Annotated in this window: 13 protein-coding genes and 3 tRNA genes; 9 read left to right on the forward strand and 7 right to left on the reverse strand. The window is 54.5% G+C overall.

Annotation, left to right across the window (positions count from 1 at the left end):
* Nucleotides 1-459 precede the first annotated feature (459 nt).
* The 3 genes from ACQG2G_RS17345 (at nt 460) to xni (ending at nt 4056) form a co-directional block, all read left to right on the forward strand.
* Complete coding sequence (locus tag ACQG2G_RS17345) at nt 460-1755, forward strand: HAAAP family serine/threonine permease (RefSeq protein ID WP_013098531.1); 1296 nt, start codon at nt 460-462, stop codon at nt 1753-1755.
* A 65-nt stretch (nt 1756-1820) separates the two neighbouring features.
* The gene (locus ACQG2G_RS17350) at nt 1821-3188 is read left to right on the forward strand and encodes an L-serine ammonia-lyase (protein WP_020689323.1); all 1368 of its coding nucleotides are present in this window, start codon (nt 1821-1823) and stop codon (nt 3186-3188) included.
* Nucleotides 3189-3300: 112 nt separating this feature from the next.
* Complete coding sequence (gene xni, locus ACQG2G_RS17355) at nt 3301-4056, forward strand: flap endonuclease Xni (RefSeq protein WP_044157526.1); 756 nt, start codon at nt 3301-3303, stop codon at nt 4054-4056.
* Between the two features lie 42 nt (nt 4057-4098).
* Here the strand turns inward: xni and rlmM are convergent, their stop codons facing one another.
* The 4 genes from rlmM to ACQG2G_RS17375 form a co-directional block, all read right to left on the reverse strand.
* Nucleotides 4099-5199, reverse strand: coding sequence for a 23S rRNA (cytidine(2498)-2'-O)-methyltransferase RlmM (gene rlmM, locus ACQG2G_RS17360; protein ID WP_061772529.1), 1101 nt, complete (start codon nt 5197-5199; stop codon nt 4099-4101).
* Nucleotides 5192-5587 (reverse strand): DUF423 domain-containing protein, encoded by a 396-nt coding sequence (locus ACQG2G_RS17365; RefSeq protein WP_003862756.1) that lies wholly within the window; start codon nt 5585-5587, stop codon nt 5192-5194. Before ACQG2G_RS17365 ends, rlmM begins: the two co-directional genes overlap by 8 nt.
* Nucleotides 5588-5626: 39 nt before the next feature.
* Complete coding sequence (gcvA, locus tag ACQG2G_RS17370) at nt 5627-6544, reverse strand: glycine cleavage system transcriptional regulator GcvA (RefSeq protein WP_023622031.1); 918 nt, start codon at nt 6542-6544, stop codon at nt 5627-5629.
* 349 nt (nt 6545-6893) lie between these two features.
* The gene (locus tag ACQG2G_RS17375; protein WP_008499648.1) at nt 6894-7121 is read right to left on the reverse strand and encodes a YgdI/YgdR family lipoprotein; all 228 of its coding nucleotides are present in this window, start codon (nt 7119-7121) and stop codon (nt 6894-6896) included.
* A 192-nt stretch (nt 7122-7313) separates the two neighbouring features.
* On the opposite strand from ACQG2G_RS17375, the gene csdA reads away from it, so the two are divergent.
* Both csdA and csdE read left to right on the forward strand, forming a co-directional pair.
* The gene (csdA, locus tag ACQG2G_RS17380; RefSeq protein ID WP_348595935.1) at nt 7314-8519 is read left to right on the forward strand and encodes a cysteine desulfurase CsdA; all 1206 of its coding nucleotides are present in this window, start codon (nt 7314-7316) and stop codon (nt 8517-8519) included.
* Nucleotides 8519-8965, forward strand: coding sequence for a cysteine desulfurase sulfur acceptor subunit CsdE (csdE, locus tag ACQG2G_RS17385; protein WP_023622033.1), 447 nt, complete (start codon nt 8519-8521; stop codon nt 8963-8965). The genes csdA and csdE overlap by 1 nt, the downstream gene beginning before the upstream one ends.
* On the opposite strand, the gene tcdA is transcribed toward csdE, so the two are convergent.
* Together tcdA and mltA are read right to left on the reverse strand one after the other, a co-directional pair.
* Nucleotides 8956-9762, reverse strand: a complete 807-nt coding sequence (gene tcdA, locus ACQG2G_RS17390) for a tRNA cyclic N6-threonylcarbamoyladenosine(37) synthase TcdA (protein WP_014833111.1) — start codon at nt 9760-9762, stop codon at nt 8956-8958. The genes csdE and tcdA overlap by 10 nt on opposite strands.
* Before the next feature lie 76 nt (nt 9763-9838).
* Nucleotides 9839-10936 carry a murein transglycosylase A gene (mltA, locus tag ACQG2G_RS17395; protein ID WP_020689328.1) on the reverse strand — a complete coding sequence of 366 codons (1098 nt, stop codon included), beginning with the start codon at nt 10934-10936 and terminating at the stop codon, nt 9839-9841.
* Between the two features lie 209 nt (nt 10937-11145).
* Here mltA and ACQG2G_RS17400 point away from each other — a divergent pair.
* The 3 genes from ACQG2G_RS17400 (at nt 11146) to ACQG2G_RS17410 (ending at nt 11443) form a co-directional block, all read left to right on the forward strand.
* Nucleotides 11146-11222, forward strand: a tRNA-Met gene (locus ACQG2G_RS17400).
* Nucleotides 11223-11256: 34 nt separating this feature from the next.
* A tRNA-Met gene (locus ACQG2G_RS17405) sits at nt 11257-11333 on the forward strand.
* A 33-nt stretch (nt 11334-11366) separates the two neighbouring features.
* Nucleotides 11367-11443, forward strand: a tRNA-Met gene (locus ACQG2G_RS17410).
* A gap of 88 nt (nt 11444-11531) precedes the next feature.
* Here the strand turns inward: ACQG2G_RS17410 and amiC are convergent.
* Nucleotides 11532-12785 carry an N-acetylmuramoyl-L-alanine amidase AmiC gene (amiC, locus tag ACQG2G_RS17415; protein ID WP_013098541.1) on the reverse strand — a complete coding sequence of 418 codons (1254 nt, stop codon included), beginning with the start codon at nt 12783-12785 and terminating at the stop codon, nt 11532-11534.
* A 227-nt stretch (nt 12786-13012) separates the two neighbouring features.
* Between amiC and argA the strand changes: the two genes are divergently transcribed.
* The gene (gene argA, locus ACQG2G_RS17420; RefSeq protein ID WP_013098542.1) at nt 13013-14344 is read left to right on the forward strand and encodes an amino-acid N-acetyltransferase; all 1332 of its coding nucleotides are present in this window, start codon (nt 13013-13015) and stop codon (nt 14342-14344) included.
* Nucleotides 14345-14387: the final 43 nt, after the last annotated feature.

Genomic DNA, 14387 nt, shown 5'->3' on the forward strand with positions numbered 1-14387 from the left:
TTTTTTCGCATCAATTCATAGTTATCGCTTATAGAATTTATAAAGTGCACGCCAACGCAAACGATTACCTGGATTTTAAAACCATAAATTATCAGCTTTAAAGCAAATTACTCATCAGAAAATCCTAAAACCCACCATCTTTACAGCGCAAGACACCTATCTTCGGGGCCGCTCTTTCCGGACATATGTTGTTAATGGTAGCCTTCGCGCCCGTAAATTCTCTTTGATGTTTTTTTAACAGAGAAATGGTCTAAATATACCCACATCATGAGTGGATTATTGCATTTGGGATCGCGATCACTGATACATTCATAAGTAGAATGTATCTTTCCGCCCGCCAATAGTTACGGGTGAAAATTATTAAAAAACCGTCACTGAACGAATTTCATATTACCGTCAGGCATTTTTTCATCGGATTTGACTACAAACCTGACAATTTGCTTCCTCCAGGAGATACAGATGGAAACCACTCAAACCAGCACCGTTGCTTCGATTGAATCCCGAAGTGGTTGGCGCAAAACGGATACCATGTGGATGCTTGGCCTTTACGGCACAGCAATCGGCGCTGGTGTACTGTTCCTTCCTATCAACGCAGGCGTCGGCGGTCTGATCCCGCTGATCATTATGGCCATCATCGCGTTCCCGATGACCTTCTTCGCACACCGCGGTCTGACCCGCTTCGTGCTGTCCGGTAAAAACCCGGGCGAAGACATCACTGAAGTGGTTGAAGAGCATTTCGGCGTTGGTGCAGGGAAACTGATTACCCTGCTCTACTTCTTCGCCATTTACCCGATTCTGCTGGTTTACAGCGTGGCGATCACCAACACCGTTGAAAGCTTCATGACGCACCAGCTGCAGATGACGCCGCCACCGCGTGCCATTCTGTCCCTGATCCTGATCGTCGGTATGATGACCATTGTGCGCTTCGGCGAGCAGATGATCGTTAAAGCGATGAGCGTTCTGGTGTTCCCGTTTGTTGCCGCACTGATGGTGCTGGCCTGCTACCTGATCCCACAGTGGAACGGTGCGGCGCTGGAAACCCTCTCCCTGAGCAGCGCATCTGCAACCGGTAACGGCCTGATGATGACCCTGTGGCTGGCGATTCCGGTAATGGTCTTCTCCTTCAACCACTCCCCGATCATCTCTTCCTTCGCCGTGGCGAAGCGTGAAGAGTACGGCGCAGGCGCAGAGAAGAAGTGCTCCAGCATCCTGGCACGTGCACACATCATGATGGTGCTGACCGTAATGTTCTTCGTCTTCAGCTGCGTACTGAGCCTCTCCCCGGCGGACCTGGCAGCAGCGAAAGAGCAGAACATCTCCATTCTGTCTTACCTGGCGAACCACTTTAACGCACCGATTATTGCGTGGATGGCACCGATCATCGCCATTATCGCCATCACCAAATCCTTCCTCGGCCACTACCTGGGCGCACGTGAAGGTTTTAACGGTATGGTGATCAAATCTCTGCGCGGTAAAGGCAAGAGCATTGAAATCAGCAAGCTGAACAAAATCACTGCACTGTTCATGCTGCTTACCACCTGGGCCGTTGCTACGCTGAACCCAAGCATCCTGGGCATGATTGAAACCCTGGGCGGTCCGGTTATCGCGATGATTCTGTTCCTGATGCCGATGTACGCAATTCAGAAAGTCCCTGCTATGCGTAAGTACAGCGGTCATGTGAGCAACATCTTTGTGGTTATCATGGGGCTTATCGCTATCTCTGCGATCTTCTACTCCCTGTACACCATGTTCTGATTATCACCCGCGCCGTCCCCGGACGGCGCACTCCTTCCTCTCTGACTGAAAGCAATGGACGCATCATGATTAGCGTATTCGATATCTTCAAAATCGGTATTGGTCCTTCCAGCTCTCACACTGTCGGACCAATGAAAGCCGGTAAGCAGTTCACGGATGACTTGATTGCACGCGGCATCTTGCACGACATCACCCGCGTGGTTGTCGATGTGTACGGCTCGCTTTCCCTGACCGGAAAAGGCCACCATACCGATATCGCCATTATCATGGGCCTGGCGGGAAACCTGCCGGATACCGTTGATATTGATGCGATCCCTGGCTTCATCCAGGACGTAAACACCCACGGTCGCCTGCTGCTGGCAAACGGCGAACACGAAGTGGAATTCCCGGTTGACCATTGCATGAATTTCCATGCGGACAACCTGTCGCTGCACGAAAACGGCATGCGCATTACCGCGCTGGCCGGCGACACTGCGGTTTACAGCCAGACCTATTACTCTATCGGCGGCGGGTTTATCGTCGACGAAGACCACTTTGGTCAAACCAGCACCTCATCTGTTGACGTGCCGTATCCGTACAAAACTGCGGCCGATCTCCAGCGTCACTGTCAGGAGACGGGGCTTTCCCTCTCCGGTCTGATGATGAAAAACGAGCTGGCCCTGCACAGCAAAGCGGAGCTGGAACAGCACTTTGCTAACGTCTGGGAGGTGATGCGCGGCGGGATTGAACGAGGGATCACCACCGAAGGCGTTCTGCCCGGTAAGCTTCGCGTACCGCGTCGTGCGGCCGCGCTGCGCCGTATGCTGGTGAGCACCGACAAAACGACCACCGACCCAATGGCCGTCGTAGACTGGATCAACATGTTCGCCCTGGCGGTGAACGAAGAGAACGCCGCAGGGGGGCGCGTGGTCACGGCGCCAACCAACGGCGCCTGCGGTATCGTTCCGGCCGTGCTGGCGTACTACGACAAGTTTATCCGTGAAGTGAATGCCAACTCGCTGGCGCGCTACCTGCTGGTCGCCAGTGCGATTGGTTCTCTGTATAAGATGAACGCCTCCATTTCCGGCGCGGAAGTGGGCTGTCAGGGTGAAGTGGGCGTGGCCTGTTCCATGGCCGCTGCGGGTCTGGCAGAGCTGTTAGGCGCAAGCCCGGCGCAGGTTTGCATCGCCGCCGAAATCGGCATGGAGCATAACCTGGGGCTGACCTGTGACCCGGTTGCCGGACAGGTTCAGGTGCCGTGTATCGAACGTAACGCGATCGCCTCCGTGAAGGCAGTGAACGCCGCACGAATGGCGCTGCGCCGCACCAGCGAGCCACGCGTCTGCCTCGATAAGGTTATCGAAACCATGTACGAAACCGGTAAAGATATGAACGCCAAATACCGTGAAACCTCTCGCGGTGGTCTGGCAATGAAGATCGTGACCTGCGATTAAGCTTCTCAGGAAGCCTCGTTTTGCGAGGCTTCTTCCTGTTTTCCCCGCCGCGCATAGTTTCATACCGCTGACAGTGTTACCCTTCCTTCATGAGATAGAAGGGAGATTATCTGTGGCTGTTCATTTGCTTATCGTCGACGCGCTCAACCTGATTCGCCGGATCCATGCAGTGCAAGGCACGCCCTGTAAGGACACCTGTTTGCACGCGCTGGAGCAACTTATTCGCCACAGCGAACCGACGCATGTCGTGGCCGTATTTGATGACGAGGCGCGTAATTCCGGCTGGCGACATCAGCGTTTGCCAGACTATAAAGCCGGACGGGCCCCCATGCCGGACGATTTGCATTCAGAAATGCCGATGATTCGCTCGGCATTCGAAAAGCGCGGCGTGCCCTGCTGGGGCGCACAGGGCAATGAAGCGGACGATCTCGCGGCGACGCTTGCGGTCAAAGTGGCCAGCGCCGGGCATCAGGCAACCATTGTGTCGACGGATAAAGGCTACTGCCAGCTGCTCTCACCCACTATCCGCATTCGTGATTACTTCCAGAAACGCTGGCTCGACGCCCCGTTTATTGCCAGTGAATTTGGCGTCTCGCCTGAGCAACTTCCTGACTACTGGGGGCTGGCGGGGATCAGCAGCTCTAAAGTGCCGGGCGTTGCCGGTATTGGGCCAAAAAGCGCCGCACAGTTGCTGACGGATTTTCAGAACCTGGAAGGGATCTACGCCCGGCTCGACGAAGTTCCGGAAAAATGGCGTAAGAAGCTGGAGGCCCATAAAGAAATGGCCTTTATCTGCCGGGATGTGGCGACGTTACAGACGGATTTACAGCTGGACGGGAATTTGCAGCAGTTGAGGTTAGAGCGTTAAAAGTCCCCTCTCCCCGTTGGGGAGAGGGTTAGGGTGAGGGGCCTATCGCTCGTCGCGACGCCCGCCCACGGCCGCCCACCAGCGACGAATATGCACCGTCACCTCTTCGCGATCGTGATACAGCTGACGCGCCTGGATCTCCACGTTAATGCCGTGTTCATCCAGTTGCTGCTGAATATAGGCCAGGTTCTGAGAGACCTCCTCATAGCGCTTTTTCATTGGCAGCTTGAGGTTAAAAATCGTCTCACGACACCAGCCGTTCACCAGCCAGGAGGCCATCAGTGCCGCCACTTTCGCTGGTTTTTCCACCATATCGCACACCATCCAGGAGATGTTATTGCGGGTTGGACGATAGCGGAAACCGTCTTCACGCAGCCACATGACCTGCCCGGTGTCCATCAGGCTTTGCGCCATCGGGCCGTTATCAACAGACGACACCCACATGTTGCGTTTCACCAGCTGATAGGTCCAGCCACCGGGGCACGCGCCGAGATCGACCGCGTACATGCCGTTGGCCAGACGCTCATCCCACTCATCCGCCGGAATAAAGACGTGAAACGCCTCTTCCAGCTTCAGGGTTGAACGGCTCGGCGCATCAGCCGGGAACTTCAGGCGTGGGATCCCCATAAAGAACGGAGAGTTGTTGTTGGTATAAGAGTAACCGGCGTAGCAGCAGCCCGGGGCAATAAAGAAGATATGCACGACCGGACGTTTTGGCGTTTCGTAGTTTGTCAGCACGCCGGCATCACGCAGCGCCGCGCGCAGCGGTACGGTGAACTTACGGCAGAACTTCATCAGCTCTTTGCTTTCGTTGGTGTCGGCCACTTCAACGCGCAAATCGCCCCCCTTCTCGACCACGCCCTGCAGCATGCCCACAATCGGGGTGATGCGATCTTCTGGCGGGAGATCTTTCAGCAACTCACCCGCGACAAACATCTGGCGCGCAAAGATCAGTGAACTGAACGGCAGCTCGCGTGCCAGCTTATCCGCATCGTCAGGCTGGTAGCATTCGAACACCACATAGCCCGCATTATCCTTAACGCGCGCAAAACCGAAGACTTCTCGCTTCGCCGCTTTATCCGTAATTTCCGCGGCGCACTCTTTCTCAAACCCCGGGCGACAATATAAAACAACCTTATTCATGAACAACGCCCTTGCGTTTCAGACGGATAGCTCCGATAAACATTAATACCCACCCTGCCAGGAAGCTGACGCCGCCGACAGGTGTAACAAACGCCCACAGGCGCAAATGCGAGAGCGCAAGGCAGTAAAGGCTGCCGCTGAACAGCACCGTACCCAGCGCCAGGAAAACGCTGCTCCAGTAAAACCAGATGCTGATGCGGCGCTGCATCGCTACCGCCAGCCCAAAAATAGCCAGCGTATGGAACGCCTGGTATTCAAGGCCGGTCTGGATCCAGCCCATCTCCACCACACCCAAAGACTTGCTTAAGACATGTGCGCCAAACGCGCCCAGTGCAACAAAAATAAAGCCACTCACCGCGGCAAAAATCAGCATGAATCGGCTGGTCATGTTTCAGTCCTAAAGTAATGCGTGCCCGGCACACAAAAGTTATTGTTCATACCTGAAGCGGAATTTTTCTTGCTCGCTCGCCGCTTTCGCCAGTATCCACTGCCGGAAAGCGGCTATTTTACCCAGTTCTGCCTGACTGTCATGACAAACCAGATAAAACGCATTCTTGCTGACCAGTACATCATTAAAAGGGCAAACCAGACGGCCGGCCTCAATTTCGGACTGCGCCATGACGTTGTTCGCCAACGCAATGCCCTGTCCGTGAATGGCAGCCTGTAGCACCATCGCACTGTGGCTAAAGATGGGGCCCTGCTGCACGTTTATATGATTAAGACCTAATTGACGGGTATAAGTTTGCCAGTCGCGGCGAGAAGCATCGTGTAACAGCGTATGTTGTGCCAGATCGGCGGGCGTTTTTAACGCTTTATCGCCTGTCAAAAGCAGCGGTGAACAGACTGGCAGCAGATATTCTGCGTATAATTTCTCGACACGCAAGCCCGGCCAGTTACCACGCCCATAAAAAATGGCAACGTCCACATCGTCCGCCAGTTTGTCTTCCTGACGATCCACCGCCTGGATCCTGACATCAATTCCCGGATAAGCTGAGTTAAAGCTTGAGAGTCTGGGCACCAGCCACTGAATGGCAAAACTGGGCAATAAACTGACCGTCAGTGCGCCTTTTGCACTCCTGGCCTGCAGTTTGCGCGTGGCTTCCGTGAGCTGGGAAAAAATCTCTTTAATATCCTGAAAATAGCTCTGCCCCTCTTCCGTCAGCAACAGCGAACGGTTGCGTCGGCGAAACAGCTTGAGGCCCAGAAAATCCTCCAGGGACTTGATTTGGTGACTTACTGCGGCCTGTGTCACAAAAAGCTCATCTGCTGCGCGGGTGAAGCTTAGATGACGTGCTGCTGCATCAAAAACACGTAATGCATTTAGGGGTGGCAATCGCTTGGACATGGTTATCTGGCTTAGATGTTAACGAGATTTAACAAACAGGAAACAACGTTTAACCTATTAGTTTTTTTTATCTGAGCCATTATAATTTGTCCGTTGAGGAACTACCAGCAAATACCTATAGTGGCGGCACTTCCTGAGCCGGAACGAGAAGCTTTTTTTGGAATGCGTGTTCTGAAGAGCTTTTGGCTTACGGTTGTGATGTTGTGTTGTTGTGTTTGCAATTGGTCTGCGATTCAGACCACGGTAGCAACGCTACCAATTTTTCACTTCCTGTACATTTACCCTGTCTGTCCATAGTGATTAATGTAGCACCGCCAATTTGCGGTGCTTTTTTTTGCTTAGCGATCTGTTAATGCTCGATCTCTTTCATCTCTTTCACGTCCGTGCGGTTGATCTGCTGCTTGTTCCCGTTAGCATCTTTGTATGAAATCATCCCGGTATCGTTATCGGTTGTCGGTTTCCCTTCCGAAACAATGGAACGACCATCGTTAGTGTGCATGACGTAGTTGTTACCAGAACAGGCGCTCAGGGCAAAAGTAAACGCACAGGCAGAAATGATTGCAGCTGTCTTATTCATGATTCTTCTCCTTTAGCAATTAATGCTATTCAAACCTCGATTTATAACAGGCTAAAACATCCGCCTAACACTATTTAGCATAACCTGCTTTTTCAAGGGCGTTGGGATAAGCAGACAATTCTGATAGATATCAACCTCCTTGCCCTGCCGCTGAAATTGCGCGACGATCTCAGTAATGCAATGAGGAATTCCATGAACGCTTTCAGCCCTGCGCAGTTTCGCGCACAGTTTCCGGCGCTGGCCGATGCCGGCATTTATCTCGATAGCGCTGCCACAGCCTTAAAGCCGCAGGCGGTTATTGAGGCAACGCAGCAGTTTTATAGCCTGAGCGCAGGCAATGTGCATCGTAGCCAGTTTGCCGAGGCCCAGCGCTTAACCGCACGCTACGAAGCGGCACGCGATCAGGTTGCTCGTCTGATCAATGCCGAAAGCGGGAAAAACATCGTCTGGACGCGGGGTACCACCGAAGCCATAAACATGGTGGCCCAGTGTTATGCCCGCCCACTGCTTCAGCCCGGAGACGAGATCATCGTCAGTGAAGCGGAACATCACGCCAACCTGGTCCCATGGCTGATGGTGGCAGAGCAAACAGGGGCACGGGTGGTAAAGCTCCCGCTGGGGACAGATTACCTGCCGGATGTAGCACAGTTACCGGAGCTGATTACACCGCGCAGCCGCATTCTGGCGCTTGGACAGATGTCGAACGTCACCGGTGGCTGCCCGGATTTGGCGCAGGCTATCCGCATCGCGCATGCCAACGGCATTATAGTGATGGTTGACGGCGCGCAGGGTGTGGTCCATTTCCCGGCCGATGTGCAAAAACTGGATATCGATTTTTATGCCTTCTCAGGGCATAAGCTCTACGGACCAACCGGTATCGGGGCGCTGTACGGTAAGCCTGAGCTGCTGGCAAAAATGACGCCGTGGCTCGGTGGCGGAAAGATGATCGCGGAAGTCTCTTTCGAGGGCTTTAAAACCCAGGACGTCCCTTACCGGCTGGAAGCGGGTACGCCAAACGTGGCGGGCGTCATTGGCCTGAGCGCCGCGCTCGAATGGCTCGACGAAACGGACATTGTCCAGGCGGAAAGCTGGAGCCGGGGTCTGGCGACGCTGGCTGAAGAGGAGCTTAAAAAACGCCCTGGCTTCCGTTCGTTCCGCGTGCAGGATTCAAGCCTGTTAGCCTTTGATTTTGCGGGCGTACACCATAGCGACATGGTGACCCTGCTGGCAGGATATGGCATTGCGCTGCGTGCCGGGCAGCACTGTGCCCAGCCGCTGCTGGCAGCGCTTGGCGTGAGTGGTACACTGCGTGCCTCGTTTGCGCCTTACAATACCCAAAGCGATGTCGACGCGCTGATTTCCGCGGTTGACCGCGCCCTTGAACTCCTGGTGGATTAATGACTAGCTCAGCTTTAGCCGGACATCCGTTTGGCACAGTGATCACAGAAGAAACGTTAAAACAGACGTTCGCGCCGCTCACACAGTGGGAAGATAAATATCGTCAACTGATCCTGCTGGGTAAGCAGCTTCCGGCTCTTTCTGACGATCTCAAAGCGCAGGCAAAAGAGATCGCGGGCTGTGAAAACCGCGTCTGGCTTGGGTTCAGCGTATCCGGTGAGAAACTGCATTTCTTTGGCGACAGCGAAGGACGTATCGTGCGCGGTCTGCTGGCGGTGCTGTTAACCGCCATCGAAGGGAAAAGCGCGGCGACGCTACTGGCGCACTCGCCGCTGGCTCTGTTCGATGAGTTAGGGCTGCGCGCGCAGCTGAGCGCCTCACGCGGTCAGGGCCTGGTCGCCCTTAGCGAAGCGGTGCAGGACGCCGCCCGTCAGGCTCAGGCCTGACGTTCCGCCTTCGCCATCATCTTTTTCAGTGCGTGAGACACTGCGACAAAGCCAAAAGAGGCGGTCACCATAGTGGCCGCGCCAAATCCTGAGGCGCAATCCATCCTTTTTGGCCCTTCCGCCGTGCTTTTCATTGCACAGACCGAGCCGTCCGCCTGCGGATACACCAGCGCTTCGGTCGAGAAAACACAGTCGACGCCCAGCTTGCCCTTGCTGTTTTTCACCACGTTAAAATCGCTTTTCAGACGTTCACGCAGCTTGGCCGCCAGCGGATCCTGAATGGTTTTGGCCAGATCGGCCACCTGGATCTGTGTGGGATCAATTTGTCCGCCTGCGCCACCGGTGGTCACCAGTGGCACCTTGTAACGACGACAGTACGCAATAAGCGCCGCTTTTGGACGCACGCTATCGATCGCGTCAATCACGTAGCTGTAGCCCTTACTCATATAGTCTGCGACATTATCCGCCGTCACAAAATCATCAATCACCGTGACCCGACATTCCGGGTTGATCAGGCGGATACGCTCTGCCATGACCTCAGATTTTGCCAGTCCGACGTTGTCACGCAGGGCATGGATTTGACGGTTGGTGTTGGTGACGCACACGTCATCCATATCAATCAGCGTGATTGCGCCAATACCGGTTCTCGCCAGCGCTTCTGCCGCCCACGAGCCCACACCACCAATGCCCACGACGCAGACATGCGCATCCGCAAACAGCTGCAGGGCTTTTTCACCATAGAGACGTGCCGTACCGCCAAAACGCTGGCGCCAGGCGTCGCTGATTACCACAGACATAAAACCTCAGATGTAAAAAGGGTGAGGTTTTTCCTCACCCTGAACAGTAATCCGTATTCCGCTCAGAATACCACAATCAGCCGCTGAATACGTTTCCGGTGCCAGGCGCTGTCTTCAGTACCCATACGCGGCCATAGTGGTTATACCAGCCCGCCCGGTGACCGGCATCCGGACCAATTCCCTGATAAATATCGAAGTGCTGGCCTTTAATCGCGCCACCAACGTCCAGTGCCACCATCAGACGTAGCTCGTACTGGCCGTTAAATTTACCGTTATTATCCAGCAGCGGCACTTCTGCCAGCAGCGTGGTGCCCGCAGGAATGATGGAACGATCCGATGCTACCGACGCACGGCCAATCAGCGGCACGGCGCTCGCCCCTTTCACCGGCGCAAAGTTTTGCGGTTTGAAGAAGACGAACGACGGGTTCTGCTCCAGCAGCTCGCGTACCTCAGCTTCACTGTGTTTTTCGCCCCACTCGCGGATCGCCTGCATCGACATATCTTCTTTTTTTACTTCGCCACGGTCGATCAGCACTTTACCAATGCTGCGATAGGCATGGCCGTTTTTACCGGCGTAGCTAAAGAAGTTCAGCGGAGAACCGTCACCAAAATCGATGTAGCCGCTGCCCTGAACGTCCATGATGAAGTTATCCATCAGGGAGTTGCTGTAAGCCAGGACGTAGTTTTCGCTAAGCGCACCGGCGTAGATCTCTGCGCGGGACGGCAGGCGACCACGTTTTGGCGGCATACGATAAATAGGATACTGGAATTCGCCCTGACGCGTATGTCGCGCCTGGATAACCGGGGTGTAATAGCCGGTAAACTGCACGTTGCCGTAGTTGTCCGCCCCTTCCATCTGCCAGGCGTCGATACCAAACTGGCGCATATTGCGCGTATCGCCGCCCGCGCGCAGCCAGTCCTGCACCGCGTTATAGACGCTACTCTGGGCACCATACAGGCGCGGCGACGCATTGCGGATCTGGTAAACCTGCTCGGAGAAATCACCGGCGTTGATCGGTGCGCCAACAGCATCCGGCTGGTTAACTAAAGAGAAAGGCTGGGATAACTTCCCGTCTTTATACTGTTGACCGCGATCGGTCGGTTTAGAAGAACAGGCCGCAAGAATGGCTACCATTGCGCCCGTGATCAGATACTTTGCCCAACGTCCTTTCATTATATCTCGTCTTTAAGTTGCCCATTTCCGCGTGATGAAGATAACAAACCCACTGTTCTAATGAAACGGAATCACATGCCCTTTGGCAAATTCTGAGCAAAAAATAGTCCAAAGGTTTCAATGTCGTTCAATTTACATACAAAATTAATGAATTATGTGAAAAAGGGGTTGCATCACAAACCTAACCGAGTATAGTGCGCTTCCACGGACGCGGGGTGGAGCAGCCTGGTAGCTCGTCGGGCTCATAACCCGAAGGTCGTCGGTTCAAATCCGGCCCCCGCAACCAATTAAAATTTGATGAAGTATAAGCAGTACGGTGACGCGGGGTGGAGCAGCCTGGTAGCTCGTCGGGCTCATAACCCGAAGGTCGTCGGTTCAAATCCGGCCCCCGCAACCAATCAAATTTGATGAAGTAAAAGCAGTACGGTGCCGCGGGGTGGAGCAGCCTGGTAGCTCGTCGGGCTCATAACCCGAAGGTCGTCGGTTCAAATCCGGCCCCCGCAACCAATACTTCTAAAAACAATAAACACCCTTAAGGGTGTTTTTTTGTATCTGTCGTTTGTGAATTTGCCGGGGGTTACCCCGGCGTTCAGCATTATCCACGTCGTGCCAGCGTCGCCCCGTCAGAGAAATACGCCCGGATCCCTGCCAGAATAGACTCAGCCACTTCCTGCTGGAATTTGGCCGTCTTGAGCTTACGCTCCTCTTCCACGTTACTGATAAACGCCGTTTCAACCAGGATAGACGGAATATCCGGTGCCTTCAGCACCGCAAACCCGGCCTGCTCGACGCTGTTTTTGTGCAGCTTATTGACCCGCCCCAGCTTGCCCAGTACCGCTTTACCAAACTTCAGGCTGTCGGTAATGGTCAGCGATTGCACCATGTCGAACATGGTGTGATCGACGTAGCGGTCGCCGCTTTTGCTCACACCACCGATGAGATCCGAGGCGTTCTGCGTGTCCGCGAGGTAACGCGCCGCGGTACTGGTCGCCCCTTTGGTCGAGAGTGCAAATACTGACGATCCACTCGGCTGACGGCTGGTAAAAGCATCAGCATGGATAGAGACGAAGAGATCCGCCCGCTGCTTCTGGGCTTTTGCCACGCGGACTTTCAACGGAATAAAGACGTCTTCGTTACGCGTCATGTAGGCGCGCATGTTGCCCTCTCTATCGATTAACGCCTTCAGACGGCGGGCAATCTGCAACACCACATCTTTTTCCCGCGTCCGGTATTTGCCTACCGCACCCGAGTCTTCTCCGCCGTGGCCAGGATCGAGCATGATCACAATCGGGCGATCGCGCCCTGCTTTTCCGGGCTGCGGACCACTTTGCGCAGGCGGAACCTGTTTCTCCAGATTGCCCTGGTTGTAGTCTTCCAGTAACGCCAGGAGCGGATCCTGAATGTCCGTTGCATTCGCCGGATAGAGATCCATCACCAGACGCTCTTTGAACGATGCCACAGGCGCAAGGGCGAACAGCTGCGGTTTCACGTTCTGCTTGAGTTCAAACACCATGCGCACGGTTTGCGGATCAAACTGCCCAACGCGCGCCGATTTGATAAACGGATCGTCACCGCGGATCTGCGCCGCCATCCCCTTCAGAACGGAGTTCAGGTTAACGCCTTCGAGATCCACCACCACACGCTCAGGGTTGCTCAGGGCAAATTGCTTATATTTCAGCACCCGATTGGATTCCACCGTCACACGCGTATAGGTTGACGACGGCCAGACGCGCACCGCCACCACCTGACTTGTGGCGGCAAGACCCACCTGGCTGACGCTGAGCAGCCACATCGCCCCTGCCCCTTTTAACAAACGGCGGCGGCTTATTGCTGAATTGGATCCCGACATGCTTCTCCCGAGCAAGAAATCTGATTGACAGACAAAACATCAAAATTGACCGAAAACTTTAACGAATGACGCATAAACTGTCATCTATAAAAGGGTAAACAATCATACGTTAACGCACGGATTACTTATTATTTTCTGTGGGTCGCAGAAAATTTAGGCTTGCACATGCGGCCACAATCGAATAAAAATACAGAAATTACGAATAAACATTCATTAAGGGTTGTGCCATGGTGAAGGAACGTAGAACCGAACTGGTCCAGGGATTCCGCCATTCTGTTCCCTATATCAACGCCCATCGGGGAAAAACGTTTGTCATCATGCTCGGCGGCGAAGCCATTGAGCATGAAAACTTTTCCAGCATCGTCAATGACATTGGCCTGCTGCACAGCCTCGGCATCCGCCTGGTGGTGGTGTATGGTGCGCGTCCGCAGATCGACGCGAACCTGGCCGCACACCATCACGAGCCGATTTATCACAAGCATACCCGCGTTACGGATGCCAAAACGCTTGAGCTGGTGAAACAGGCAGCGGGTCTGCTGCAGCTTGATATCACCGCGCGTCTGTCCATGAGCCTGAACAACACGCCGCTTCAGGGGGCGCATATCAACGTCGTCAGCGGTAACTTCATCATCGCTCAGCCTCTCGGCGTGGACGACGGGGTGGACTATTGCCACAGCGGACGTATTCGTCGTATTGATGAGGAAGCCATTCATCGTCAACTGGACAGCGGTGCCATTGTGCTGATGGGGCCGGTGGCCGTTTCCGTAACCGGCGAGAGCTTTAACCTCACTTCAGAAGAGATTGCCACCCAGCTGGCGATCAAACTGAAGGCGGAGAAAATGATTGGGTTTTGCTCTTCTCAGGGCGTCGTGAACGAAGAAGGGGTGATCGTGCCAGAGCTCTTCCCGAATGAGGCCCAGGCACGCGTGGAAGCGCTGGAAGCCGAGGGAGATTACTACTCTGGTACCGTCCGGTTCCTGCGCGGTGCTGTGAAAGCCTGCCGCAGCGGCGTGCGTCGCAGCCACCTGATCAGCTATCAGGAAGACGGTGCCCTTCTGCAGGAGCTGTTCTCCCGCGACGGTATCGGTACCCAGATTGTAATGGAGAGTGCGGAGCAGATCCGCCGCGCCACCATTAACGATATCGGCGGTATTCTGGAGTTAATTCGCCCGCTGGAGCAGCAAGGGATCCTGGTACGCCGTTCCCGCGAACAGCTGGAAATGGAGATCGACAAATTTACGATTATCCAGCGCGATAATCTGACCATCGCCTGCGCCGCGCTCTATCCGTTCCCGGAGGAGAAGATCGGCGAAATGGCCTGCGTTGCCGTCCATCCAGACTACCGCAGCTCTTCACGCGGCGAGATGCTGCTTGAGCGCGTGGCGGCTCAGGCGCGCCAGATGGGCCTGAGCAAGCTGTTCGTTTTGACCACGCGCAGCATTCACTGGTTCCAGGAGCGCGGATTTACGCCTGTGGATATTGATTTGCTGCCTGAAAGTAAAAAAGAGATGTACAACTATCAACGCCGCTCAAAGGTGCTGATGGCCGACCTGGGATAACAGATCCTTCGCCGGGTGGCGTTGCGCCGACCCGGCCTCTCTT

This window comes from Enterobacter cloacae complex sp. 382A5 (assembly GCF_050031095.1).
Classification (GTDB): Bacteria; Pseudomonadota; Gammaproteobacteria; order Enterobacterales; family Enterobacteriaceae; genus Enterobacter; species Enterobacter cloacae.